We start from the raw sequence: 23,621 nt of genomic DNA on the forward strand, positions 1-23,621 counted from the left end.
GACTGTGGGCGGTTCGGGAAAGTTTCGGTGGCGTTACGGACGGTAGCCTGGAGACAACATCATCCCTGTAGGAGCTGCCGCAGGCTGCGATCTTTTGATCTTGAAAAGCAACATCAAAAGATCGCAGCCTGCGGCAGCTCCTACAGGGGATCATGGGATCAGTGACCGGTGACGACTCGCGTAGTGCTTTCGGCATAGGTCGGACCAAGGCGATCCAGTCGCCCGCTCCACGCCGTCAGCGCGAGCGCCACCAACACCACCAGCCCGCCGATCCATGCCGTGTGAATCAGGCCCAGATGTTCGACGATCAGTCCGCCGCCCCACGCACCACCGGCAATCCCCAGGTTGAACGCCGCGATGTTCAGCCCCGATGCCACGTCCACCGCCTGCGGCGTGTGATGTTCAGCCTGACGCACCACGTACACTTGCAGCCCCGGCACATTGCCGAACGCCACCGCGCCCCACACCAGCACCGTGGCCAGCGCCAGCCATGGGTTGCCGGCTGTGAAGGTCAGTACGAACAGCACGGCGGCGAGCAGGGCGAAGATGATTTTCAGGGCGCTGATCGGCCCACGCTTGTCCGCCATTTTGCCGCCCCAGATGTTGCCGGCCGCCACCGAGACGCCGTACACCAGCAGCACCAGGCTGACGGTACCGGCGCTGAAACCGGAGATGTCCTGCAGGATCGGCGCCAGGAAGGTGAAGGCGATGAACGAGCCGCCGTAACCGATCGCGGTCATGGCGTACACCAGCAGCAGGCGCGGTTGTTTCAGCACTTGCAGTTGTTGCAACAGCGACGCCGGTTTGCTGTGGGCGATGTTGTTCGGCACATACAGCAGGCTGCCGATGAAGGCGATCACACCCAGCGCCGAGACCGCGAGGAAGGTTTCACGCCAGCCGAAATGCTGGCCGATGAACGTGCCCAGCGGTACGCCGGTGACCAGCGCCACGGTGAGGCCGGTGAACATGATCGCAATCGCGCTGGCGGCTTTTTCCTTGGGCACCAGGCTGGTGGCGATGGTCGAGCCGATGGAAAAGAACACCCCGTGCGCCAGGCCCGTGACGATCCGCGCCAGCACCAGTGATTCATAACTGGGCGCCAGCCAGGCCAGCAGGTTGCCGAGGGTGAACAGCACCATCAGCGACAACAGCAACAGTTTGCGCGGGACTTTGCCGGTCAGGGCGGTCAGCACCGGCGCGCCAATGGCAACGCCCAGGGCATAGAGACTGACCAGCAGGCCGGCGGACGGCAGACCGACGCCGAGGTCGGCGCCGATGGTGGGTAGCAGGCCAACGATGACGAACTCGGTCGTCCCGATGGCGAAGGCGCTGAGGGTCAGCGCGAGCAAGGCAATGGGCATGACAGCACTCCGGTAGAGGTTTGAATGGAGCGCAGTGTCGAGGTTTGGCTTGTGCGGAAAAATACAGAGCTGGGCATTTGATATTTGCTTCTGGCGCAAATATCCACGGAGTGCTGTGAATCCTCTCACCACAGGGGGAAGGCAATTGACCCAAAAACCGAACTTGTCCGCCATTCACCGATCAGTTCCTTACAGGTTCAGCCAAGAGGGATCGCAGTTTTGATCAAGTTCAGGATCGCCATTCTGCTGGGAGCGCTGCTGTTTCTCGGCGCCAGCGAACTCGAAGCCGCCGCGCTGCCGGGGGTTCCGGCTGCCGCTGAAGAGCCGGCCAAACCCGAGCCGATTGTGCAGGGCGGTCTGCTCGGCGCGATCAGTTCGAGTATCGACGACGTGCAGGACAAACTCGATCTCAACGAACATCTGGTCGACGCCTGGCGCCTGCGTGCCGATCGCGCGGCGGACGAGGTCGACAAACTGGTCAACCAGCCGTCGAACCGCTCCGGCTGGAGTGTCGCCGGGGATTTCCTGATGTTGTCCGGCGTGTGGCTTGGCGCTTTCGCGCTGCTCACGGTGCTCGGCAGCCTGCTGGCCAAGCGGCTGAGTCAGGGCCGTTGGCTGCGGACCCGCCAGCGCAGTCAGGACCTGGTCGGCTACCTGCTGCCGTACACGCTGCCGGCGCTGATCTGTCTGCCGCTGACACTGTACGTCAGCCACTTTCTGCAGGCCTCGGTCGGTCGGGCGCTGGCGCTGTGTCTGGCGTACGCCACCAGCAGCGGGATTTTCTCCACCTCGATGCTGTTGTGCGTGGTGGTGATGTTCAACGTCGGCCACAAACGGCCGGCCGCGCGGATCATCCGCGACTACTGCCCGAAACCGCTATTCCTGATCGGCTTTCTCGCCGCCCTCAGTGACGCGTTGACCAGCCCGCAGATCGCCCGTCAGTTGGGCGGCAACATCACCAGCAGCGTCGCGGTGTTCACCGGGCTGATCGCCTCGGTCATCTTCGGTCTGCTGGTGATTCGCTTGCGCCGGCCGGTGGCACATCTGATTCGCAACCGGCCGCTGGCCCAGCGCCTGAAGCAGCCGTCGATGCAGGAGTCACTGCGGATTTTTTCCGGGCTCTGGTACTGGCCGATTGTGTTGATGGTGCTGGTTTCGGCGGTCAATCTGATCGGCATCGGCGAGGACAACCAGAAGGCCCTGCGCTGCGCGTTGTTCACCACGGTTTTGCTGATCGGCACGGTGTTCCTCAGCACCATCCTCCAGCACCTGTTCAAGTCGCGCAAAGCCGAAGCGATCCAGCGCAGCAGCGCTTACAAGGAACGCTTTCTCAGCCTGTTGCACGCGCTGCTGCGGATTGTCATGGCGATTGCCTTCATCGATATTCTCGGGCGGATCTGGGGCGTTTCGCTGCTCGATTTTGCCCAGAGCAGCACCGTCGGCCGGGCGATCAGCAATGCGTTGAGTAGCATCGGCCTGATCTTCCTCGTCACCTGGCTGTTGTGGGTGGTGCTCGACACGGCGATTCAGGAAGCGCTGAAACCACCGGTCAGCAAACGCTCGTCGCGCCAGCCCAGCACCCGGGTGAAAACCATCCTGCCGCTGCTGCGCAACGCAATCAAAATCATCCTGGTGGTGATCTGCGCGATCACCACCATGGCCAACCTCGGCATCAACGTCGCACCACTGTTGGCGGGTGCCGGGGTGGTCGGTCTGGCCATCGGTTTCGGCTCGCAACAACTGGTGCAGGATGTGATCACCGGGCTGTTCATCATCATTGAAGACACGCTGTCGATCGGCGACTGGGTGGTGCTCGATTCCGGGCATGCCGGCACGGTAGAAGGCCTGACCATTCGCACCCTGCGCCTGCGCGACGGCAAGGGGTTTGTGCACTCGGTACCGTTCGGTCAGATCAAGGCAGTCACCAACCAGTCACGCCAGTTTGCCTTCGCGTTTTTCTCGGTGCAGTTCACCTACGACACCGATGTCGACAAGGCCATCGAACTGATCCGCCAGACCGGTGATTCAATTCGCGAAGACCCGTTCCTCAAGTACAACCTGCAAGGGCCGCTGGATGTATTTGGCGTGGACAGAATGGACTTGAACGGCGTGGTGCTGACCGCGCAATTCCGTACCGTGTCGGGCGGGCAGTATGCGGTGAGCCGGGCGTTCAATCAGCGTTTGAAAAAGCTTGTGGATAACAGCGCCGAGGTGCATTTCGCGCAGACTTATCCACAGCAGGTTTTGTTGCCCAAGCGGCAGGGTGAGGGGGAGTTGGTGGCGAGCGAGGCGCCACAACGGTCGAGTACCTGACCGCCGGATTTTGTGCTGGGATTGCCGGCCTCTTCGCGGGCAAGCCCGCTCCCACAGGGTTCTGGGTGATGTTGAAATAGTAGGCACACCAAAAATCACTGTGGGAGCGGGCTTGCCCGCGATGAGGGCCAGACCTGTCGACATCAATGCCGGATCAGCTTGCTACGCACTTGCTCCATGGCCACCTGATCCAGCTCAGTCCAGAAAACCTGCTTGCCAGCAATCTCGGCAGCAACCGGCATCCCATCGCGATACACCAGCCGATTACTCACCAACGCCGGCACTTTCGCCCCTGGCAACAACGTCCCGGCCAGGTTCAGCGGATCAACCCCGCACACCGCAACCAGACTGCCGTCATGCGCCCGCCGCCGTACCTCGCGCAGCAATGGAATCGCCTCGGGCAAGGCAAACTGTTCCCCCGCCAGACCACTGACAAAACGCCCGCCGCGAATCTCGCCACGGGCCTCCAGCCGATGAAACGTGCGCAGCAATTCGCGCCAGCTCGGCAGCCAATCCGCTTCGCGCTCCAGCAGGCGCCAGAACACCACGCCGTAGCGGCGCAGCAACGTCATGGCGACATGTTCGAGGGTTTCCGGTGACGCTATCTCAGCGCTTTCCTGCCATGGCCCGCGGCGCAACAATGCCCAGCGCCCGGCATCGTCCATGCCACCGACAAACGCACCGCGTCCGCGTCGACTGCTGCGTTGCTGGCGCTTGCTCGCCGGGGTGATCAGGGCACGCAAGCCGGCGAAGCTGTCGGCGTTTACCAGGCCGGCGCCGACCAGTTCCTGCAAGGCGATTTCCAGCTCGGTGCGCAGCAGATGCGCCTCGTGAATCAGCTCATCGAAAAACAGCGCGCCGTGCTGACTCAGCGCCTCATAAACCTTTTGCGTTTTCGGCGACAGTTCGCTGACCGGTGTTTGCTCGGCCAATCCACTCCACAACCCGACCTGACTGCGCGGCAACAGCACAATCGGCGTACTGCGCAACGCCGTGCCGCTGACTTTCTGTCGGGCGCTGAGGCGCGTCCACACCAGTTTGCCGTTGCGACACAGCTCATCAAGCCAGCTCGGCGAATAGTCTTTCAGGCGCGCCGGGAGAAGGTCGCTGTCCCACGCCGAAGCCGCTGCCGGGTAACCTTCGAACTGGCCGATAATTGCCGGCAGCACCGCGTGGCCCTGACCGCGCGTAGCAGCGGACAGGTGCTGCCAGTCGAACAGAAAGCGCATGAAATCCTGCAACGCCACCGGCTCGATTTCCCGGCGCAGACGCTTGACCGTGTAGCGATGAATGCGCGCCAGCAGATGCCGTTCGCACCACTCCTCAACGGCTACGCCCGGAGTGAAATGCCCGCGCAGCACATAGCCTTCGCGCTCCAGTTGCGCGAGGGCTTGTGCGACGTGTGCAGGGGGCAGCGCCAGCGGTTCGGCAATCGCCGGGAGCGGCAGCGGGCCAAACGCACCGAGGCGTGCACGGATCACTTCGACCAGCGCTTCCTCGAACGTCCATGGCTCGTTGAAACCGGGCAAGGCCTGCTGCTGCGGCTGCAGCGTGGCCTGTGGATAAAGCGCCAACAGGCACGTCAGGCGTTCACGTGCCAACCACAACGAATGTCGAGGGTTGACCATCAGGCGACCGGCTCGACCACTTTCGGTCAACCTAGCCAGCCATTCACGCCAATTCTCGTTGGCCTGCACTTCAGCCTCGTCGACGCACGCCAGGCTCATCAGCGCCTCGTGCATTTCATCGACGTTGGCCGGCGTCGGCCACGCTTGCTCGCGCACCGCGTTGATGGCGTCGGCGTCGAGTGCACCGAGATCATCGGTGGATTGCGGATCGCTCCAGCGTCGGTTGATCACCGCTTGGGTGCGGCGTTCTTCCAGCGGTGCATCGTCGAGAAAGCTGTACGGTCGCGCACTGAGAATTTCCGCCGCCAGCGGCGATGGTGCCGGCAGATCGCGGCTGATCAACCGCACCTCGCCACGCTCCATGCGCCGCAGCAGCGTGAGCCAGCCGGCGCTGTCCATGGCCTCGTGCAAGCAATCGTCGAGGGTCTGTTCCACCAGCGGATGCTCGGGAATTTCCCGTTCGCCGGCGAGGTTTTCCAGGCAGGCGATCTGATCGGGGAACACACTGGCAATGAGGCCTTCGCTTTTCATCCGCTGCAACTGCGGCGCGACTTTGCGCCCGCCGGTAAAACGCGGCAACGCCAGGGCCACGCCGGCATTCCAGCGCCAGCGCACGCCGAACAGCGGCGCGTCGAGAATCGCCTGAATCAGGATGTGCTCGGCGCTGTTGCTGTGCAGGTACCGCCAGACATCATCCAGTTCGAAACTGTGGCTGGTGGACAGCGACAGGACGATCGCGTCTTCGCTGGCAGCTGCCTGCAACTCGAAGTTGAACGTGCGGCAGAAACGCTTGCGCAAGGCCAGGCCCCAGGCGCGGTTGATGCGGCTGCCGAACGGTGAATGGATGATCAACTGAGTACCGCCGGACTCATCGAAAAAACGCTCCATCAGCAGCGTGTCCTGCGAGGGCAGGGCGCCGAGGGTCAGGCGAGCGCGGGCGAGATACTCCACCAGTTGTTCGGCGCTGGCACGGTTCAGACCCAGGGTTGCGGTCAGCCAGTCGAGCGCCGGTTGCAGATCGCCGGGGCGGACGCCAAGCAGTTCATCGAGGGTCGCTTGCAGGCGCGCCACCGCCGCCGACAATTCATCGCTGCGCCCCGGGGCTTCGCCGAGCCAGAACGGAATGGTCGGCGGCTGACCCTGGGCATCCTCGACCCGCACCTTGCCGGTTTCCACCCGCAGGATGCGGTAGGAGGTATTGCCGAGCTGGAACACATCACCGGCGATGCTTTCCACGGCGAAGTCTTCATTGACGCTGCCGATGTTCAGGCCCTGCGGTTCGAGCAACACGCTGTAGTCGGCATTGTCGGGAATGGTGCCGCCACTGGTCACGGCGGTCAGTTGCGCGCCACGGCGGCCGCGTAGCGTGCGGCTGACGGCGTCGCGGTGCAGGTAGGCGCTGCGGATGCCCTGACGACCGTTGTAGCCTTCGGCGAGCATGGTCAGCAGCGCCTGATAGTGTTTTTCGTCGAGATCGCGGTACGGCGAGGCTTGGCGGAACAGCGCCAGCAGCACATCTTCCGCCCATTCCCGGCAACTGACTTCGGCGATGATCTGCTGCGCCAGTACATCCAGCGGCGCTTCGGGGATGTGCAGGGTGTCGAGTTCGCCACGGCGCACGCAGTCGAGCAGGGCGGCGCACTCAATCAGGTCGTCGCGGGTGGTGGCGAACAAGCGACCTTTGGGCGTGCCGCCGACCTGGTGCCCGGAACGACCGACTCTTTGCAGAAACCCGGCAATCGAACGCGGCGAGGATATTTGGCAGACCAGATCGACTTCACCGATATCGATGCCCAATTCCAGCGAAGCCGTGGCGATCAGCACTTGCAGCTCGCCGCGCTTGAGCCGCTGTTCGGCGTCGAGACGAAATTCCTTGGCCAGGCTGCCGTGGTGCGCGGCCACTGCGTGTTTGCCCAGACGCTCACTGAGGTGTCGACTCAAGCGCTCGGCCAAGCGCCGGGTATTGACGAAAATCAGCGTGGTGCGGTGTTCGCGGGCCAACTCGGCGAGCCGGTCATAAACCAGTTCCCAAACGTCATTGGCCATCACTGCCGACAACGGCACCGGCGGCACTTCGATGCCGAGGTCTCGGGGGCGAGCGTGGCCGATGTCGATGATCTCGCAGGGGCGATCAGTGCCGACCAGAAACCGCGCCACGGCCTCGATCGGCTTTTGTGTGGCGGATAATCCGATGCGGGTCAAGGGTTCGGCGCACAGCGCCTGCAGGCGCTCGAGGCTCAGCGCCAGATGACTGCCACGTTTGCCGGCAGCGATGGCGTGAATCTCGTCGATGATCACCGTGCGTGTGCTGCCGAGCATTTTGCGTCCGGATTCGGAGCCGAGCAGCACGTACAGCGATTCTGGCGTGGTCACCAGAATGTGCGGCGCACTTTTGCGCATGGCGGCGCGGTCTTTCTGTGGCGTGTCGCCGGTGCGCACCGCCGTGGTGATGTGCAATTCGGCCAGGCCCATCTGGCGCAGCTGCTCAGTGATTCCGGCCAGCGGATTCTGCAGGTTGATGCGGATGTCGTTGGATAAGGCCTTGAGCGGTGAGACGTAGACCACCAGGGTTTCGTCGGGCAGGCCGTCGGGGTTTTCCAGGCCACGGTGGACGAGATCGTCGAGCACCGCGAGGAATGCGGTGAGGGTTTTGCCGGAGCCGGTGGGCGCGGCGATCAGCGTCGAGCGGCGCTGGCGGATCAACGGCCATGCGCGGGCCTGGGCGGCGGTGACCGACGGGAAGGTGCTGCTGAACCAGGCGCTGACGGCGGGGTGAAAGCCAGCCAGGGCGGCGTCCTTGGGGATGGGCAGATTCATGCTCAAGTTATGCGGGTGGGGGCGGCAAGATGCAAGTACCGCTGGGGATCTGCGCTGTTCATCAGGGCCTCATCGCTGGTAAGCCAGCTCCCACAGTGATTGTTGTTCAACAGTTTGGCAATCAACACTGAACCCTGTGGGCGCTGGCTTGCCAGCGATGGGGCCAGATGATTCAGCACAATTCCCGGCGATCTACACTTTACGGGTGACGGTTGCGCACTAAACCCGCAAAATGCAACGATTCCGGCAATTATCGATGACGGTGTCACCCGCACCGTCGCTAAAGCCATCGTTCCAATCAGACTGGGCCTGCTGACTCTATGCGAATGCGCCTTATGTTACTGGGCGGCGGAAATGCCCTTGGGCAGGCGCTGATTCGCCTCGGTGCGGAAGAAGACATCGGTTTCCTCGCCCCCCGCCCGCCAGAAGACGGCTGGGATGCCGCGAGCCTGACGCAACTGCTCGACGATACCCGTCCGGATGCGTTGATCAACCTCGCCTACTATTTCGACTGGTTCCAGGCCGAGACCGTCAGCGAAAGCCGTCTGGCCGGCCAGGAGCGCGCCATCGAACGGCTGGCGGAACTGTGCCAGCACCACAACATCATTCTTGTGCAACCGTCCAGTTACCGGGTATTCGACGGTTCGCGGGCGACTGCCTACAGCGAAAAAGACGAGCCGGTGCCGCTGGGCCTGCGCGGCCAGGCGCTGTGGCGCATCGAGCAAAGTGTCCGCGCGACCTGCCCGCAACACGTGTTGCTGCGCTTCGGCTGGCTGCTCGATGACAGCCCTGAAGGCACCCTCGGACGTTTCCTCGCCCGCGCCGAACAGCCGGATGAATTGCTCATGGCCGATGACCGCCGGGGCAATCCGACCCCGGTGGACGATGCGGCGCGAGTGATCATTTCGGTGCTCAAGCAACTCGATTGCGCGGCGCCGCTGTGGGGCACTTACCATTACGCCGGCCACGAGGCGACCACACCGCTGGCGCTCGGTCAGGCGATTCTGACCGAAGCACGCAGCCTGCATCCGCTGGCGATCGAAGCGCCGACCGCTCAGGCCCATGCCGCGCGGCCGGATGCCGCCGAGGAACCGCAGCACGCGGTCCTCGCCTGCAAGAAAATTCTGCACACTTTCGGGATCAAGCCCCGCGCCTGGCGCGCCGCACTCCCGGCTTTACTGGATAGGTTTTATCGTCATGGCTGAAGGCCCTGTTTTAATCACCGGCGGCGCCGGTTTCATCGGCTCGCACCTGACGGATGCATTGCTCGCCACCGGCCATTCGGTGCGGATTCTCGATGATCTGTCGACCGGCAAACGCGCCAACCTGCCGCTGGACAACCCGAAGGTCGAACTGATCGTCGGTGATGTCGCCGATGCCGCGCTGGTCGCGCAGGCCATGCAAGGCTGCAGCGCCGTTGCGCATTTGGCGGCAGTCGCTTCGGTGCAGGCGTCGGTGGACGATCCGGTGAAGACGCACCAGAGCAATTTCATCGGCACCCTGAATGTCTGCGAAGCCATGCGCCAGGCCGGGGTCAAGCGTGTGCTCTATGCGTCGAGCGCAGCGGTGTACGGCAACAATGGCGAAGGCGAGTCGATTGACGAAGACACGCCAAAGGCCCCGCTGACGCCGTACGCCTCGGACAAACTGGCCGGCGAGCACTACTTCGATTTCTACCGTCGCCAGCATGGTCTGGAGCCGGTGATCTTCCGCTTCTTCAACATCTTCGGCCCACGCCAGGATCCGTCCTCGCCGTATTCCGGGGTCATCAGCATCTTCAGCGAGCGGGCGCAGAAAGGTCTGCCGATCACCGTGTTCGGCGATGGTGAGCAGACCCGCGATTTCCTCTATGTCGAGGATCTGGTCGACGTGCTGGTGCAGGCAATCGACAAGCCTGAAGTGGAAGTGGGCGCGATGAACGTCGGCTGGAATCAGGCGATGAACCTCAAGCAGATGTTGCAAACGCTGCAGGCAGTGGTCGGCGAACTGCCACCGGTCAGCTATGGCCCGGCGCGCGCCGGCGACATCCGTCATTCGCGGGCGAACAACGCGCGTTTGCTGCAACGTTTCAAGCTGCCAGAGCCGACGCCGATGCGCGTGGGGCTGGCACGATTGCTGGGCAAATAGGTTTATCGCAGACATGAAAAAGGCGCCTTTTGACAGGCGCCTTTTTCACGGCCGGAATGTGTCGCTAATCCTGTGGCGAGGGGATTTATCCCCGATCGATCACGAAGTGATCGTCGTCAGTTCTAAGCCTGCTCACCCAAAGCCTCATTCACCACCACGTGAACGTTCCTGGTTGAATCTGCCTTAGAACTTGTAGCCCAGACCCACCATGTACACAAACGGATCGACATCAACATTCACCTTGGCCCGGGTACCCGGTGCCACGGCGTTGTTCTCGACGGTGGCGCGAGTATCGATGTCGATGTAGCGCACCTGGGCGTTGAGCATGATGTTGTCGGTCAGCATGTAGTCGGCGCCGACCTGCCAGGCCAGGCCCCAGGAGTTTTTCGCCTTGAAGTTGCTGAAGCCGTTGGACTGGGCTTCGCTGCCGACGTGCTCGTCGTAGATCCAGGTGTAGTTGATGCCGCCACCGATGTAAGGCTGGAACGGCGATTTCGCATCCAGCGGGTAGTACACGACGCTGAGGGTGGGCGGCAGGTGTTTCAGGGTGCCGAGTTTGCCGTTGGCCGCTGGCAGCGCGGTGCCTTTGATCTTCACGTCATGCTCGAACGGCGAGGCCGCCAGCAACTCGATCCCGATGTTGTTGGTCAGCATGTAGGCGAAGTTCAGACCCAGTTGGGTGTCGCTGCTCATGGTCGCCTTGCCGCCCAGGTTGGTGCCGCTCAACGGACCCTGATCGACCTTGACATTGGAGCTGTCGGCCTTCGGGTTGACGGTGATCGCACCGGCGCGAACGATGATGTCGCCGGCTTCGTGAGCGTGGGCGAGCGGGGCTGCGAGCGCGAGGGCAAACAGCGAGGCGCTGAGCAAGGACTTGTTCATGGGGGCTCCAAAAGGACGTTAAAAATGTCTGATGTCCTATGGTATGAAGCCAACTGATACGGTCTTTTGACTCAGCTCAATGAAACAGTGATGCCCCGGTTTTTTGTGGAACCTTGGCCGGCCCCTTCGCTGGCAAGCCAGCAAAAATGGGTGAACGACTCGATCACTGTGGGAGCTGGCTTGCCAGCGAAGGGGCCATTAAAAACATCACAGAAGTGCCGGAATTACTCCGGCAGCTCATACACATAAATCTTGTCCGCCGCCATCTGATACCCGGCATCGGCCAGTTCGCTGGTGGACGCCTTGACCTGCAACGGTCCCTCGACCCAGTACGGCTGATACAGCTCGTCGAGCTTCACGCCCAGCTCGCTTTTCACATGCACGATCTGGTTCGACGGCGGTGGCGGCACGTGGATGCAGGCGCCGAAGTAAGGCACCAGCAGAAACTCCGTAGTGCGTCCTTCTTCATTGACTTCCAGCGGCACGATGTAGCCCGGCAGGCGGATGTTCTGCCCGTCGAGGCTCTGCACCACCGGCGCGTTGGGCATGTCCTGTTTCGCCGCTGGCGCCGACTCGGCCGAGAGCGCGTCGCCCATCTTCGACAGGTCGTGCAACGGCGTCATGTTCGGCACTTCCGGCGCGGCGTCCGGCGGGATCATCTCCGACCAGGTCAGGTCTTTCGGTGCCCCTGCCCACACGGGCAGGGCGACCAGCAACAGCAGCGCAAGCACAGCGCGGGGCATGGTGAATATCCTCATAAACGGATCGACAGGCCATCGGCCAGGGATTGGCGATACGCGCGCCAGGCCGGCACGCTGCCCATCAGCAGCGCGGCCGCCAGAATGCCACCGAGCAGCGTCCATTCATACTCGCTCGGCCACGCCAGCGGCAGATACAGCCCGTAATTGGCCTGCACGTAACCCTGCGCGGCGGCGATGCCGAGGTACAGCAACGCCAGTCCGGCGATTACGCCGGTCAGTGCCAGCGCGAAAGCTTCCAGCACCAGCAGACTCGCGATGTGCCACGGTCGTGCGCCGACCGAGCGCAAAATTGCCATCTCCCGGCGGCGCTCGTTAAGGCTGGTGAGAATCGCCGTGAGCATGCCGATCAACCCGGTCAGCACCACAAACAGCGAGACCACAAACAGCGCCTTTTCAGCGGTGCTCATCAGGCTCCACAGCTCCTGCAAGGCCACGCCCGGGAGGATCGCCAGCATGGGTTCGCCACGGAATTCGTTGATTTCGCGTTGCAGGGCGAAGGTGGAAATCTTGCTGTTGAGGCCGAGCATGAACGCGGTGATCGCCTGTGGCGTCAGGTCCATGTTGCGTGCCTGTTCCGCCGTGATCCGGCCGTTGCCGCGCGCCGGTACGCCGTTGTGCCAGTCGATGTGAATCGCCTCCATGCCGCCGAGGCTGATGTGCAACGTGCGATCTACTGGCGTGCCGGTGCGCTTGAGAATGCCGACCACGGTGAACGGTTTGTCATCGTGCTTGACCAGACTGATCGCCGCTACGCCGTGGGCCAGCACCAGTTGGTCGCCGAGCTTGTAATGCAGCGCTTCGGCGACTTCGGCGCCGAGCACCACTTCGAACGGGTCGGTGGCGAAGGCACGGCCGTCGGCCAGTTCCAGGTGCTGCTGACGACCGTACTGGTAATGCTCGAAATAGGCTTGGGTGGTGCCCATCACCCGGTAGCCGCGATGGGAGTCGCCGAGGGACATCGGGATCGCCCACTTCACTTTCGGGTTGCTGGCGAAATGTTCGAAGCTGTCCCAACGAATGTTGTTGGTCGCGTTGCCGATGCGGAACACCGAGTACAGCAGCAAGTTCACCGAACCGGAGCGAGCGCCGACGATCAGGTCGGTGCCGCTGATGGTGCTGGCAAAACTGGCTTTGGCCTCGGTGCGCACGCGCTCGACCGCGAGCAGCAGGCACACCGACAGGGCAATGGCGAACGCGGTGAGCAGGGCGGTGAAGCGGCGGTTGGCCAGGCTGGCCATGGCCAGACGAAACAGATACATCTCAGACCTCGGCAGACGTGGCGGCGCGATTGAGTTCGGCCAGGGACAGGTGACGGTCGAACAGCGGCGCCAGGCTCTGGTCGTGACTGACGAACAACAGGCTGGAACCGGCCTCGCGGCATTCGGCGAACAACAGACGAATGAAGTTTTCCCGGGCGTCGTAATCCAGCGCCGAGGTCGGTTCGTCGGCGATCACCAGTTCCGGCTGGCCGATCAAGGCCCGGGCGGCGGCGACCCGTTGCTGCTGACCGATCGACAGTGAATCGGCGCGACGGCCGAGGATGCTTTCGTCCTTCAAACCCAAGTGAGCGAGCAGGGTGGCGGCGGCCTGGTCGACGCTGCCGTGACGCTGTTTCGCCCGCTCGGCACGCAGTTTGGAGAAGTGGCAGGGCAACTCGACGTTCTCGCGTACCGAAAGAAACGGCAGCAGGTTGAATTGCTGGAAGATGTAGCCGGTGTGATCGACACGAAAGCGGTCGCGGGCGCCGGCACCGAGTTCGGTCAGTTCCTGGCCGAGCAGGCGAATGCTGCCGCGCCCGGGCTTCTGCACGCCACCGAGCAGACCGAGCAGGGTGGTCTTGCCACTGCCGCTGGGGCCTTTGAGGAACAGGGTTTCGCCCGGTTCCAGGCGAAACGCCGGGATGTCCAGCAGCGGCGGGTGACCGGGCCAGTTGAAGCCCAGGTCGGACAGTTCGATGAGTGCTTGGGTCATGACAGCGGTTTCATGTTTGATCACGGGCCCGCGTAGGAGCTGCCGAAGGCTGCGATCTTTTGATCCTGTTTTTAAAGGCAAGATCAACAGATCGCAGCCTTCGGCAGCTCCTACAGGGGATTTTTCAGGCAATTAGAATTTCAGGGCGGCAGCCTTGGCCGTCACTTCCGTACCCTGCTGGCCGCTCGGGCCGATCAGTTGTACCTGAATTTTCTGTGTGGCCGGGAAGGTATTGAAGAGGTTCGCCAGATCCAGGGTCTTCAGAGCACCCGAGGCCGCGCAGCTGAATTGATAGTGGGCGTGGATTTCGCTGTGATCGTGGTGATGCGCTTCACCACCCTTGGCATCTTCGTCGTGGTCATCATCGTCATGCTCGTCGGCAGCCGGTTTGTCGCCGAACAGCGGGCTTTCCAGTTCCTGGCTGGTGACCTTGCAACCGGCGGCGGCTGGCAGGCTGAACAGCGCCAGCGGGTTTTCCAGTTTGGTGCGTGCGGCGGCGACCTTGGCCTTGTCGGCATCGCTGGTGGCGGCATGTTCGAAGCCCACCAGGTTCATCGCCGGGCTTTCCAGTTCCAGCTCCAGAGTCTGGCCGTCGAGCGCGGCGTTCAGGCGGCCGACGCCATGTTCGTGGGCACCGAGGCTGCCGTGCTCGTGGTCATGATCGTGCTCATCGGCAGCATGGGCGACGGCCAGCGGCAACAGGGCAAACGGCAAAGCGAGCAGCAGACGACGCATGGCGGTCTCCGGAAAGTAAAGTGAAGAGTTTGTTATGTAATCTTATAACGAAAGTCCGCAGAGTTTGCCCGTGCGCTTGGCGTTGCACAAGTCCCGTGGGAGCATGCAGGTCAGAAATGTGCAGGAGCGAAGCAGATGTTGCGGATACGCGGAACCGTTGGCGCGACGCCGGTGGATTTGACGGTGGAGCTGGATGACAGCGATTGGGTGAGGCTCGGCGCAGCCCTTGGCGCGCAGCCGCAGGGTGATCAGCCTGAAGCGGCATTGAGCACGCCGGCAGCGAAACCACTGAACCGGGACGATGCGTTGTGGCAGGTCGCGCAGGATCTGTTGCGCAAGGCCGGGCAGCTCAGCGGGCCGGATTTGCTGGAGCAGCTTGAGGGGCTGACCGGCAGCGCCTCGGCGGGTAAGCGTCTGCTGGTGCGCCTGCGCCACAGTTCGGATGTAAAAGTGGTGAGTGGCGGGGATACACCGCTTTACAGCTGGATAGAGTGAAACGAAAAGATCGCAGCCTGCGGCAGCTCCTACAGGTTCAGCGTTCCTGCGCAAAATAAGCGGTGAATACGATCCTTTGTAGGAGCTGCCGAAGGCTGCGATCTTTTGATCTTAATAAAGCGCAGCGAACACTTTACGGCGGTAAGCGGTCACCAGCGGATGATCGTTGCCCAACAGTTCGAACACTTGCAGCAAGGTCTTGTGCGGCAGGCCTTCACCGTAGCTGCGGTTACGGATGAAGAGCTTGAGCAAGGCCTCCAGCGCCGCTTCGTATTGCTGACGCGCCAGTTGTTGGATCGCCAGTTGATACACCGCTTCGTCGTCCTGCGGATTCTGTGCAAGGCGTGCCTTGAGGTCGGCGGCATCCGGCAGGTCGCGGGCCAGGCCAAGGAATTTGATCTGCGCTTTGGCGCCGGCCAGTGCAGCCTTGTGCTCATCGCTCTTGACTGCGTCGAGCACGGTTTGCGCCTCACCCAGTTCGCCGCGTTCGGTCAGGCAGCGGGCGTAGAGGATCAGCGCTTTGGCGTTGCTGTTGTCTTCGGTGAGCATCACCACCAGCGCGGCTTCTGCTTCCGCGTAACGACCTTCATCGAACAGTGCCTGCGCCTGTTCGAACGGATCGGCAGCGGCCGGCGGTGGCATCTGTACATGCGGTTCGAGCAGGGCGCGCACGGCGGACTCCGGCTGCGCACCGGCAAAGCCGTCGACCGGTTGGCCGTCCTTGAACAGCACCACGGTCGGCAGGCTGCGAATGCCGAAGCGGGCCACGATGTCCTGCTCGATGTCGCAGTTGACCTTGGCCAGCAGCAGTTCGCCCTGATAGCTCTCGGCAATGCCTTGCAGCATCGGCATCAACGCCTTGCACGGCGCACACCATTCGGCCCAGAAATCCACCAGCACCGGTTTGTTGAAGGAAGCTTCGATCACCGACTGGTCGAAATCGGCAGTCGTGGCGTCGAAGATGTACGGCGTTTGCTGACTCATGGGGGATCTCGTAAAAGCGTGGATGGGGCAACTATACGGCTTGGCGGGGTGTGGCCGGAAGCGGGGCAGATTTGAGAGGTGTACAGCTAGGCAGGACGCCATCGCTGGCAAGCCAGCTCCCACAGGATTCTGTGTCGTAGAAGAAATGTTGGTTCGACTCGGTCACTGTGGGAGCGGGCTTGCCCGCGATGCTTTTGGTTAGCGCCGCGCATGGTAAAGACTGACATGTCTGAACTCTTCCGGCTCCGCCAGATCCGGCAACGTCATCGCCTCAAGCATTTCAATGCGCTCATACAACGGATGACGAAAATCCCGAACCCGCGAATCCGCCACCAGTGCCTCGCGGCCACGGCTGAGAAACGCGTCGAGCAGCGGCAGGTTCTCGCGGTCGTAGAGCACGTCTGCCACCAGAATCAGGTCGAAGCGATCAGCCTCGGCAAAGAAGTCCGTCGAATAACTCATCTGCACATCATTGAGTTCAGCGTTGGCCCGACACGCAGCAATCGCCAGCGGATCCAGATCACAGGCCACCACTTCCAACGCCCCGGCCTTGACCGCCGCAATCGCGGCGATCCCGGAGCCGGCGCCGAAATCCAGCACCCGCTTGCCGCGCACCCACTCGGGGAACTCCGCGAGATAACGCGCCACCGCCAGGCCGCTGGCCCAGCAGAAACTCCAGTAGGGCGGTTCGTGAAGGATGCGCCGGGTTTCATCCGGGCTGAATTCGCGATCCATGTTGTCGCCGTCGATCAGCCACAACTGCAAATCGGTGCCCGGCAATGCACAGGCCTTGAGCCGCGCATCACCGAGCAGTTCACCCAGCGCCTGTTGCAGGTCGAGCGGTACGGTCATGGTGCTTTGACAAATTGCAGCTGGCCCAGCGCCTGTGTGGTCGGCTGGGTGATGGTTTGTGACGGCAGGTGCAGGATCAACTGGCCCGATTGCGTGGCACGACCTCGCAGCTCAACCCGTGCGCCAGCCGGAAATGACTCCGGATTGAAGCGCAGGCGAAACGGCAGAATCTGGTTGTTGCCGATCAGGCTGGAACTGGCGAGCAGTTGTTGCGGGCGCGACTTTTCATCGATCACCAGCAGCGCCAGTTCGACTTCGGCCCCGGCCGGCACGCCTTGCAGGGTGCCGCTCAGTTCCCGTTGATAGGCAGGCAGCGGACCCAGGTCGGCGGCTTCCTTGGCTTTTTTCTGCGCCTGTTGCGGCGCCGGGCCTGGTGTTGGCGGTTGCGGTTTGGGTTTATCGCTACCGCAGGCCACCAGCAGGGCGAAAAGACTGAGCAAAACGAGCGGTCGTAGCGACATTGGCAGCTCCAGAAAATGAAATCCGTGGATCAAACGATCATGGCAGTCTGTATACCGCAAACCCTATGGCTTGTCTTGCCACCGGGATGCGCTACCATGGCCCTCCCTTTTTTTGTTGCCAGCCACCATGCACTGTCCCTTCTGCGGTGCCAACGACACCAAGGTCATCGACTCGCGTCTGGTCGCCGAGGGCGAACAGGTGCGCCGCCGGCGTGAATGCCTGGCCTGCGGCGAACGTTTCACGACATTCGAGACGGCCGAACTGGTGTTGCCGCGCCTGATCAAAACCGACGGCAGCCGCCAACCGTTCGACGAAGAAAAACTCCGCGCCGGCATGCAACGCGCCCTGGAGAAACGTCCGGTGAGCGTCGAGCGTCTCGAATCCTCCCTGGTCCACATCAAGCACAAGCTGCGCGCCACCGGCGAGCGCGAGGTCAAATCCCTCGTGGTCGGCGAACTGGTGATGGCCGAGCTGCAAAAGCTTGATGAAGTCGCCTATATCCGTTTCGCTTCGGTATACCGACGCTTTCAGGACCTCAACGAGTTCCGCGAAGAGATCGACCGCCTCGCCCGCGAACCGGTGAAAGAATGACCAGCGCCGCCGAGCAGGCGATCCTCGACGCCCGTTTCATGGCACGCGCACTGGAACTGGCGCGCAAGGGCCACTACACCACCCATCCCAATCCTCGGGTTGGCTGCGTGATCGTCAAGGACGGGCAGATTGTCGGCGAAGGCTTTCACGAGCGTGCCGGCGAACCCCACGCTGAAGTCCACGCCTTGCGCGCAGCCGGTGAGCTGGCCCGAGGCGCCACGGCTTACGTGACCCTTGAGCCGTGCAGCCACCATGGCCGCACGCCGCCGTGCGCCGATGCGCTGGTAAATGCCGGAGTTGCCCGGGTGGTCGCCGCGATGCGCGATCCGAATCCGCAGGTCGCCGGACGTGGCTTGCAGCGCCTGGCCGATGCCGGCATCGCCACCGAAAGCGGCGTGCTGGAAGCCGAAGCACGTCAACTCAATCAAGGTTTTCTGAAACGCATGGAACACGGCTTGCCGTTCGTGCGGGTCAAGTTGGCCATGAGTCTCGACGGTCGTACGGCGATGGAAAGCGGCGAAAGCCAATGGATCACCGGCCCAGCGGCGCGTTCCGCCGTGCAGCGTCTGCGCGCGCAGGCTGCAGTGGTGCTGACCGGGGCCGACACCGTGCTGGCCGACGGTGCGCGCCTGACCGTGCGCGCCGACGAACTGGGTCTGGATGCGGAGCAAACCGCACTGGCCATGAGCCGTCCGCCGCTGCGGGTGCTGATCGACGGGCGCCTGCGGGTGCCGCTGGATGCGCCGTTCTTCAAGGCCGGCCCGGCGCTGGTCGCCACCTGCATGGCGGTCGAAGAGCAATACGCCAATGGCCCGGAGTGTCTGATCGTGCCGGGCGATGACGGTCAGGTCGATCTGCATCAGTTGCTGATCGAACTGGCCAACCGTGGCGTCAACGAAGTGCTGGTCGAGGCCGGCCCGCGTCTGGCCGGCGCGTTTGCCCAGCGCGGTCTGGTCGACGAGTTCGTGATCTTCATCGCCGGCAAGTTTCTCGGTTCCACAGCGCGTCCGCTGCTGGACTGGCCGCTGGCCTATATGAAGGACGCTCCGGAGTTGAAAATCACTGAAATCCGCGCGGTTGGCGATGACTGGCGAGTCACTGCGACGCCAGTCGTTTCGGCGAGCGTATAATTCCCGGCCATCGCCTTAGCGCTGGCTTCGTTCTCAAGGAGAACCCCATGTTTACCGGCATCATCGAATCCATCGGCAGTATCCGTGCACTGACCCCCAAGGGCGGTGATGTGCGGGTGCATGTCGAAACCGGCAAGCTCGACCTGAGCGACGTCAAACTCGGCGACAGCATCGCCGTCAACGGCGTGTGCCTGACGGCGGTTGAATTGCCGGGCAACGGTTTTGCTGCTGACGTCAGCCGCGAAACCCTCGATTGCACCGCGATGAACGACCTGAAAAGCGGCAGCCCGGTCAATCTGGAAAAAGCCCTGACCCCGACCACCCGTCTCGGCGGGCATCTGGTCAGCGGTCACGTCGACGGTGTCGGCGAAGTGGTGTCGCGCAGCGACAACGCTCGTGCGGTGGAATTTCGCATTCGCGCGCCGAAAGAACTGGCCAAGTACATCGCCCATAAAGGCTCGATCACCGTCGACGGCACCAGCCTCACCGTGAACGCGGTGGATGGCGCCGAATTCCTGCTGACGATCATTCCGCACACCCTGAGCGAAACCATCATGGCCTCCTACAAGCCAGGCCGCCGGGTGAACCTGGAAGTCGATTTGCTGGCGCGTTATCTGGAGCGTTTGCTGTTGGGCGACAAGGCTGCAGAGCCGACGTCCGGTGGTATCACTGAAAGCTTTCTGGCCGCCAACGGCTACCTCAAATCCTGACTGAAGGGGGTGCCTTGTGGCGCTCAATAGCATCGAAGAACTGGTTGAAGACATCCGCCAAGGCAAGATGGTCATCCTCATGGATGACGAAGACCGCGAGAACGAAGGCGACCTGATCATGGCCGCCGAATGCTGCAAGGCCGAGCACATCAACTTCATGGCCAAGCACGCCCGTGGCCTGATCTGCATGCCAATGAGCCGCGAGCGCTGCGAGCTGTTGAAGCTGCCGCTGATGGCGCCGCGCAACGGTTCCGGTTTCGGCACCAAGTTCACCGTGTCGATCGAAGCCGCCGAAGGCGTCACCACCGGTATCTCCGCCGCCGACCGTGCGCGCACCGTGCAAGCGGCGGCGGCAAAAGACGCCAAGGCTGAAGACATCGTCAGCCCGGGCCACATCTTCCCGCTGATGGCCCAGGCCGGCGGTACGCTGGCCCGTGCCGGTCACACCGAAGCCGCCTGCGACCTGGCGCGCATGGCCGGTTTCGAGCCGAGCGGCGTGATCTGCGAAGTGATGAACGATGACGGCACCATGTCCCGTCGCGCCGAGCTGGAAGCGTTTGCCGCCGAACACAACATCAAGATCGGCACCATCGCCGACCTGATTCATTACCGGATGATCCACGAACGTACCGTTCAGCGGATTGCCGAGCAGCCGCTGGACAGCGAACTGGGCCAATTCAACCTGGTGACCTATCGTGATTCGGTGGAAGGCGACGTGCACATGGCCCTCACGCTGGGCACCGTTTGCGCCGAAGAGCCGACCCTGGTGCGCGTGCACAACATGGACCCGCTGCGCGACCTGCTGATGGTCAAGCAACCGGGCCGTTGGAGCCTGCGCGCCGCGATGGCTGCGGTGGCCGAGGCCGGCAGCGGTGTGGTGCTGTTGCTCGGGCACCCGCTTGATGGCGACGTGTTGCTGGCGCACATCCGCGAAACTGCTGATCAGGCGGCGGTGAAAAAACCGACCACCTACAGCATCGTCGGTGCCGGTTCGCAGATCCTGCGTGACCTCGGTGTGCGCAAAATGCGCCTGATGTCGGCGCCAATGAAATTTAATGCGATATCCGGTTTCGATCTGGAAGTTGTAGAATACGTGCCCTCCGAATAATGACCCGGTGAATTCGGCATTGTTGATGTAGATCCTTGTGGTGAGGGGATTCATCCCCGACGGGCTGCGTAGCGGCCCTATTTGGTTGGGACTGCTGCGCAGTCCATCGGGGATGAATCCCCTCGCCACAGGGTGTAGTCGAACAGCAATGCGGTGTTTCCGGTCATGAATTTGTGGCTAATATCACTGAGGGATGCGTACGAGACGCGTCCCGGCTCTTTAAGAGATCTGACGAATGACCCTGAAGACCATCGAAGGTACCTTCATCGCCCCTAAAGGCCGCTACGCTCTGGTAGTGGGCCGTTTCAACAGCTTCGTGGTTGAAAGCCTGGTCAGCGGTGCAGTTGATGCCCTGGTTCGCCACGGCGTGAGCGAAAGCGACATCACCATCATCCGCGCACCTGGCGCCTTCGAAATCCCGCTGGTTGCGCAGAAAGTCGCCCAGAAAGGCGAGTTCGCAGCCATCATCGCCCTCGGCGCGGTCATTCGTGGCGGCACTCCGCACTTCGAATACGTGGCAGGCGAGTGCACCAAGGGTCTGGCCCAGGTGTCCATGGAATTCGGCGTACCGGTCGCGTTCGGCGTCCTGACCGTTGACTCCATCGAGCAAGCCATCGAACGTTCCGGCACCAAGGCCGGCAACAAAGGTGCTGAAGCTGCCCTGTCCGCTCTGGAAATGGTCAGCCTGCTGGCGCAGTTGGAGGCCAAGTGATTAGCGACGATAGCGATCGTTTCAACCCGCGCGATCCGAAACCTGCGGATGCCGGCAAGCCATCGAAGAGCGCCAAGCGCCGCGAAGCCCGTCAGCTCGCGACTCAGGCCCTGTATCAGTGGCACATGGCCCGGCAATCGCTGAACGAGATCGAAGCGCAGTTTCGCGTTGATAACGATTTCACCGATGTCGATGGCGCCTACTTCCGCGAGATCCTGCACGGGGTTCCGCAGTTCAAGAGCGAAATCGACACCGCGCTCAAGCCATGCCTGGACATCGAAATCGAAGAGCTGGACCCGGTTGAACTGGCGGTTCTGCGCCTGTCCACCTGGGAACTGCTCAAGCGTGTCGATGTGCCGTACCGCGTGGTGATCAACGAAGGTATCGAGCTGGCGAAAGTCTTCGGTTCGACCGATGGCCACAAGTTCGTCAACGGCGTACTCGACAAGCTGGCTCCGCGCCTGCGTGAAGCTGAAGTGAAGGCATTCAAGCGCTGATACGCGCTTGAGACCTCATGGGCGAGTTTGAGCTGATCCGCAATTTCTTCGCCGCCGCGCCTTGTGCGCAGGGCGGCGATGGCGTTGCTCTGGGGATCGGCGACGACTGCGCCTTGCTGGCGGTTCCCCCCGGGGAACAGCTGGCGATTTCCACCGATACGCTGGTGGCCGGCGTGCATTTCGCCGATCCCTGCGATCCGTTTCTGCTCGGTCAGCGCTCGCTGGCCGTTGCGGTCAGCGACCTGGCCGCCATGGGCGCTACGCCCGTTGCCTTTACCCTTGCCCTGACTGTGCCGACGGTGACTGCCGATTGGCTGCGAGCCTACGCCCGCGGTTTGAACCGCATGGCGCAGAGCTGCGGCATCGCGCTGGTCGGCGGTGACACCACGCGCGGGCCGTTGAGCTTGACGGTGACCGTATTCGGTCGCGTTCCGGCCGGACAGGCCTTGACCCGCAGCGGCGCACAACCGGGCGATCTGCTCTGCGTCGGCGGCGAGCTGGGCAATGCCGCCGGGGCGTTGCCGCTGGTGCTTGGCCAGCGTGAGGCCGAAGCAGATATCGCCCAGCCGTTGCTCGATCATTACTGGTCGCCGCAACCGCAACTGGCGCTCGGTCAGGCCTTGCGTGGCAAGGCCACATCGGCCCTCGACATCTCTGACGGCCTGCTCGCCGATTGCGGGCATATCGCTCTGGCCTCGGGGGTTCGACTCGAAGTTGAACGCGAGCGCGTACCGTTGTCCGATGCTTTAGTGGCGTTTCTCGGTCAGCGCGGTGCCGAACGGGCAGCGTTGAGCGGCGGCGACGACTATGTGCTGGCCTTCACGCTACCGTCCGTCGAGTTGCCGGCGCTGCTGGCCGATGGTTGGCCGATCCATGTGATCGGGCGTGTGGCGCAGGGCCAGGGTGTGGTGCTGCTGGATCGCGAAGGACACGACATCACCCCGCAAATCCGCGGTTATCAACATTTTCAGGAGACACCGTGACAGATCACCCGAAACAGGTTCCGGCCGAATTCGTTCCGCCGTCGGTCTGGCGCAATCCCTGGCATTTTCTCGCGTTCGGCTTTGGCTCCGGCACCTTGCCGAAAGCGCCGGGCACGTGGGGTTCGTTAGTTGCGCTACCCTTTATCCCGTTGTGGCAGATGCTGCCCGACTGGGGTTACTGGCTGATGCTCGGGATCACCATGCTGTTCGGCTTCTGGCTGTGCGGCAAGGTGGCCGACGATCTGCGGGTGCACGACCACGAAGGCATCGTCTGGGATGAAATGGTCGGGATGTGGATCACCCTGTGGCTGGTGCCGGAAGGCTGGTACTGGTTGCTCGCGGGGTTCCTGGTGTTCCGCTTCTTCGACATTCTCAAGCCATGGCCGATTCGCTGGATCGACCGGCATGTCCACGGCGGCGTCGGCATCATGCTCGACGACGTGCTGGCCGGCGTGTTTGCCTGGCTGGCGATGCAGGGGCTGGTGTGGATTTTCGCCTGATC

The 23,621-nt window shown here is 62.6% G+C and carries 22 protein-coding genes; 12 read left to right on the forward strand and 10 right to left on the reverse strand.

Annotated elements, in window-relative coordinates; translation table 11 throughout:
* Nucleotides 1–158 precede the first annotated feature (158 nt).
* Complete coding sequence (locus tag AB1J88_RS24055) at nucleotides 159–1,361, reverse strand: MFS transporter (protein WP_430292109.1); 1,203 nt, start codon at nucleotides 1,359–1,361, stop codon at nucleotides 159–161.
* 219 nt (nucleotides 1,362–1,580) lie between these two features.
* Here AB1J88_RS24055 and AB1J88_RS24060 point away from each other — a divergent pair, with 219 nt between their 5' ends.
* Nucleotides 1,581–3,674 (forward strand): mechanosensitive ion channel domain-containing protein, encoded by a 2,094-nt coding sequence (locus AB1J88_RS24060; RefSeq protein ID WP_430292110.1) that lies wholly within the window; start codon nucleotides 1,581–1,583, stop codon nucleotides 3,672–3,674.
* Between the two features lie 143 nt (nucleotides 3,675–3,817).
* Here the strand turns inward: AB1J88_RS24060 and AB1J88_RS24065 are convergent, their stop codons facing one another.
* Nucleotides 3,818–8,119, reverse strand: a complete 4,302-nt coding sequence (locus AB1J88_RS24065; protein WP_430292111.1) for a DEAD/DEAH box helicase — start codon at nucleotides 8,117–8,119, stop codon at nucleotides 3,818–3,820.
* A gap of 320 nt (nucleotides 8,120–8,439) precedes the next feature.
* On the opposite strand from AB1J88_RS24065, the gene AB1J88_RS24070 reads away from it, so the two are divergent.
* Together AB1J88_RS24070 and AB1J88_RS24075 are read left to right on the forward strand one after the other, a co-directional pair.
* Nucleotides 8,440–9,324 (forward strand): sugar nucleotide-binding protein, encoded by an 885-nt coding sequence (locus AB1J88_RS24070; protein ID WP_041074483.1) that lies wholly within the window; start codon nucleotides 8,440–8,442, stop codon nucleotides 9,322–9,324.
* Entirely contained in the window at nucleotides 9,317–10,246 is a 930-nt protein-coding gene (locus tag AB1J88_RS24075) for an NAD-dependent epimerase/dehydratase family protein (RefSeq protein ID WP_430292112.1), read from the forward strand. The genes AB1J88_RS24070 and AB1J88_RS24075 overlap by 8 nt, the downstream gene beginning before the upstream one ends.
* 183 nt (nucleotides 10,247–10,429) lie before the next feature.
* Here AB1J88_RS24075 and AB1J88_RS24080 read toward each other — a convergent pair whose 3' ends face one another.
* The 5 genes from AB1J88_RS24080 to AB1J88_RS24100 all read right to left on the reverse strand — a co-directional run bounded on the left by AB1J88_RS24080 (nucleotide 10,430) and on the right by AB1J88_RS24100 (nucleotide 14,595).
* The gene (locus AB1J88_RS24080; protein WP_027612943.1) at nucleotides 10,430–11,128 is read right to left on the reverse strand and encodes an OmpW/AlkL family protein; all 699 of its coding nucleotides are present in this window, start codon (nucleotides 11,126–11,128) and stop codon (nucleotides 10,430–10,432) included.
* A 224-nt stretch (nucleotides 11,129–11,352) separates the two neighbouring features.
* A complete protein-coding gene (locus AB1J88_RS24085) occupies nucleotides 11,353–11,871 on the reverse strand; it encodes a DUF3299 domain-containing protein (RefSeq protein ID WP_430292113.1) in 519 nt (172 codons plus the stop codon).
* Between the two features lie 11 nt (nucleotides 11,872–11,882).
* Nucleotides 11,883–13,148, reverse strand: a complete 1,266-nt coding sequence (locus tag AB1J88_RS24090; RefSeq protein ID WP_430292114.1) for an ABC transporter permease — start codon at nucleotides 13,146–13,148, stop codon at nucleotides 11,883–11,885.
* A 1-nt stretch (nucleotide 13,149) separates the two neighbouring features.
* Complete coding sequence (locus AB1J88_RS24095) at nucleotides 13,150–13,860, reverse strand: ABC transporter ATP-binding protein (RefSeq protein ID WP_007966120.1); 711 nt, start codon at nucleotides 13,858–13,860, stop codon at nucleotides 13,150–13,152.
* 132 nt (nucleotides 13,861–13,992) lie between these two features.
* Nucleotides 13,993–14,595, reverse strand: coding sequence for a DUF2796 domain-containing protein (locus AB1J88_RS24100; RefSeq protein WP_222018119.1), 603 nt, complete (start codon nucleotides 14,593–14,595; stop codon nucleotides 13,993–13,995).
* Nucleotides 14,596–14,730: 135 nt separating this feature from the next.
* On the opposite strand from AB1J88_RS24100, the gene AB1J88_RS24105 reads away from it, so the two are divergent.
* Nucleotides 14,731–15,090, forward strand: a complete 360-nt coding sequence (locus AB1J88_RS24105; protein ID WP_430292115.1) for a hypothetical protein — start codon at nucleotides 14,731–14,733, stop codon at nucleotides 15,088–15,090.
* 111 nt (nucleotides 15,091–15,201) lie between these two features.
* Here AB1J88_RS24105 and trxA read toward each other — a convergent pair whose 3' ends face one another.
* From trxA to AB1J88_RS24120, 3 genes are all read right to left on the reverse strand, one after another.
* Entirely contained in the window at nucleotides 15,202–16,074 is an 873-nt protein-coding gene (gene trxA / locus AB1J88_RS24110) for a thioredoxin (RefSeq protein WP_041074494.1), read from the reverse strand.
* Between the two features lie 198 nt (nucleotides 16,075–16,272).
* On the reverse strand, nucleotides 16,273–16,926 hold the full coding sequence (locus AB1J88_RS24115; RefSeq protein WP_086793083.1) for a class I SAM-dependent methyltransferase: 654 nt from the start codon (nucleotides 16,924–16,926) through the stop codon (nucleotides 16,273–16,275).
* Nucleotides 16,923–17,387: a YbaY family lipoprotein gene (locus AB1J88_RS24120; protein WP_108183938.1), complete on the reverse strand. Its 465-nt coding sequence runs from the start codon at nucleotides 17,385–17,387 to the stop codon at nucleotides 16,923–16,925. The genes AB1J88_RS24115 and AB1J88_RS24120 overlap by 4 nt, the downstream gene beginning before the upstream one ends.
* Nucleotides 17,388–17,514: 127 nt before the next feature.
* On the opposite strand from AB1J88_RS24120, the gene nrdR reads away from it, so the two are divergent.
* From nrdR to AB1J88_RS24160, 8 genes are all read left to right on the forward strand, one after another.
* Entirely contained in the window at nucleotides 17,515–17,979 is a 465-nt protein-coding gene (nrdR, locus tag AB1J88_RS24125) for a transcriptional regulator NrdR (RefSeq protein WP_003228656.1), read from the forward strand.
* On the forward strand, nucleotides 17,976–19,109 hold the full coding sequence (gene ribD / locus AB1J88_RS24130) for a bifunctional diaminohydroxyphosphoribosylaminopyrimidine deaminase/5-amino-6-(5-phosphoribosylamino)uracil reductase RibD (RefSeq protein WP_430292116.1): 1,134 nt from the start codon (nucleotides 17,976–17,978) through the stop codon (nucleotides 19,107–19,109). The genes nrdR and ribD overlap by 4 nt, the downstream gene beginning before the upstream one ends.
* A 47-nt stretch (nucleotides 19,110–19,156) precedes the next feature.
* Nucleotides 19,157–19,819 (forward strand): riboflavin synthase, encoded by a 663-nt coding sequence (locus AB1J88_RS24135; RefSeq protein ID WP_007955571.1) that lies wholly within the window; start codon nucleotides 19,157–19,159, stop codon nucleotides 19,817–19,819.
* 16 nt (nucleotides 19,820–19,835) lie between these two features.
* Entirely contained in the window at nucleotides 19,836–20,927 is a 1,092-nt protein-coding gene (gene ribBA / locus AB1J88_RS24140; RefSeq protein WP_007966103.1) for a bifunctional 3,4-dihydroxy-2-butanone-4-phosphate synthase/GTP cyclohydrolase II, read from the forward strand.
* Nucleotides 20,928–21,162: 235 nt separating this feature from the next.
* On the forward strand, nucleotides 21,163–21,639 hold the full coding sequence (gene ribH / locus AB1J88_RS24145; protein WP_003228649.1) for a 6,7-dimethyl-8-ribityllumazine synthase: 477 nt from the start codon (nucleotides 21,163–21,165) through the stop codon (nucleotides 21,637–21,639).
* Nucleotides 21,636–22,136 (forward strand): transcription antitermination factor NusB, encoded by a 501-nt coding sequence (nusB, locus tag AB1J88_RS24150; RefSeq protein ID WP_041074513.1) that lies wholly within the window; start codon nucleotides 21,636–21,638, stop codon nucleotides 22,134–22,136. Before ribH ends, nusB begins: the two co-directional genes overlap by 4 nt.
* Before the next feature lie 17 nt (nucleotides 22,137–22,153).
* Nucleotides 22,154–23,119: a thiamine-phosphate kinase gene (gene thiL, locus AB1J88_RS24155; RefSeq protein WP_430292117.1), complete on the forward strand. Its 966-nt coding sequence runs from the start codon at nucleotides 22,154–22,156 to the stop codon at nucleotides 23,117–23,119.
* Entirely contained in the window at nucleotides 23,116–23,619 is a 504-nt protein-coding gene (locus AB1J88_RS24160; RefSeq protein WP_007910933.1) for a phosphatidylglycerophosphatase A family protein, read from the forward strand. Before thiL ends, AB1J88_RS24160 begins: the two co-directional genes overlap by 4 nt.
* Nucleotides 23,620–23,621: the final 2 nt, after the last annotated feature.

The sequence above is a fragment of the Pseudomonas sp. S8 genome (assembly GCF_050473925.1).
Classification (GTDB): Bacteria; Pseudomonadota; Gammaproteobacteria; order Pseudomonadales; family Pseudomonadaceae; genus Aquipseudomonas; species Aquipseudomonas parakoreensis.

Excerpts from the sequence above, each read along its gene's own strand:
- AB1J88_RS24055 (WP_430292109.1), bottom strand. The coding sequence starts at position 1,361 with ATGCCCATTGCCTTGCTCGCGCTGACCCTCAGCGCCTTCGCCATCGGG.
- AB1J88_RS24065 (WP_430292111.1), bottom strand. The coding sequence starts at position 8,119 with ATGAATCTGCCCATCCCCAAGGACGCCGCCCTGGCTGGCTTTCACCCC.
- AB1J88_RS24070 (WP_041074483.1), top strand. The coding sequence starts at position 8,440 with ATGCGAATGCGCCTTATGTTACTGGGCGGCGGAAATGCCCTTGGGCAG.
- AB1J88_RS24075 (WP_430292112.1), top strand. The coding sequence starts at position 9,317 with ATGGCTGAAGGCCCTGTTTTAATCACCGGCGGCGCCGGTTTCATCGGC.
- AB1J88_RS24080 (WP_027612943.1), bottom strand. The coding sequence starts at position 11,128 with ATGAACAAGTCCTTGCTCAGCGCCTCGCTGTTTGCCCTCGCGCTCGCA.
- AB1J88_RS24085 (WP_430292113.1), bottom strand. The coding sequence starts at position 11,871 with ATGCCCCGCGCTGTGCTTGCGCTGCTGTTGCTGGTCGCCCTGCCCGTG.
- AB1J88_RS24090 (WP_430292114.1), bottom strand. The coding sequence starts at position 13,148 with ATGTATCTGTTTCGTCTGGCCATGGCCAGCCTGGCCAACCGCCGCTTC.
- AB1J88_RS24095 (WP_007966120.1), bottom strand. The coding sequence starts at position 13,860 with ATGACCCAAGCACTCATCGAACTGTCCGACCTGGGCTTCAACTGGCCC.
- AB1J88_RS24100 (WP_222018119.1), bottom strand. The coding sequence starts at position 14,595 with ATGCGTCGTCTGCTGCTCGCTTTGCCGTTTGCCCTGTTGCCGCTGGCC.
- AB1J88_RS24105 (WP_430292115.1), top strand. The coding sequence starts at position 14,731 with ATGTTGCGGATACGCGGAACCGTTGGCGCGACGCCGGTGGATTTGACG.
- trxA (WP_041074494.1), bottom strand. The coding sequence starts at position 16,074 with ATGAGTCAGCAAACGCCGTACATCTTCGACGCCACGACTGCCGATTTC.
- AB1J88_RS24115 (WP_086793083.1), bottom strand. The coding sequence starts at position 16,926 with ATGACCGTACCGCTCGACCTGCAACAGGCGCTGGGTGAACTGCTCGGT.
- AB1J88_RS24120 (WP_108183938.1), bottom strand. The coding sequence starts at position 17,387 with ATGTCGCTACGACCGCTCGTTTTGCTCAGTCTTTTCGCCCTGCTGGTG.
- nrdR (WP_003228656.1), top strand. The coding sequence starts at position 17,515 with ATGCACTGTCCCTTCTGCGGTGCCAACGACACCAAGGTCATCGACTCG.
- ribD (WP_430292116.1), top strand. The coding sequence starts at position 17,976 with ATGACCAGCGCCGCCGAGCAGGCGATCCTCGACGCCCGTTTCATGGCA.
- AB1J88_RS24135 (WP_007955571.1), top strand. The coding sequence starts at position 19,157 with ATGTTTACCGGCATCATCGAATCCATCGGCAGTATCCGTGCACTGACC.
- ribH (WP_003228649.1), top strand. The coding sequence starts at position 21,163 with ATGACCCTGAAGACCATCGAAGGTACCTTCATCGCCCCTAAAGGCCGC.
- thiL (WP_430292117.1), top strand. The coding sequence starts at position 22,154 with ATGGGCGAGTTTGAGCTGATCCGCAATTTCTTCGCCGCCGCGCCTTGT.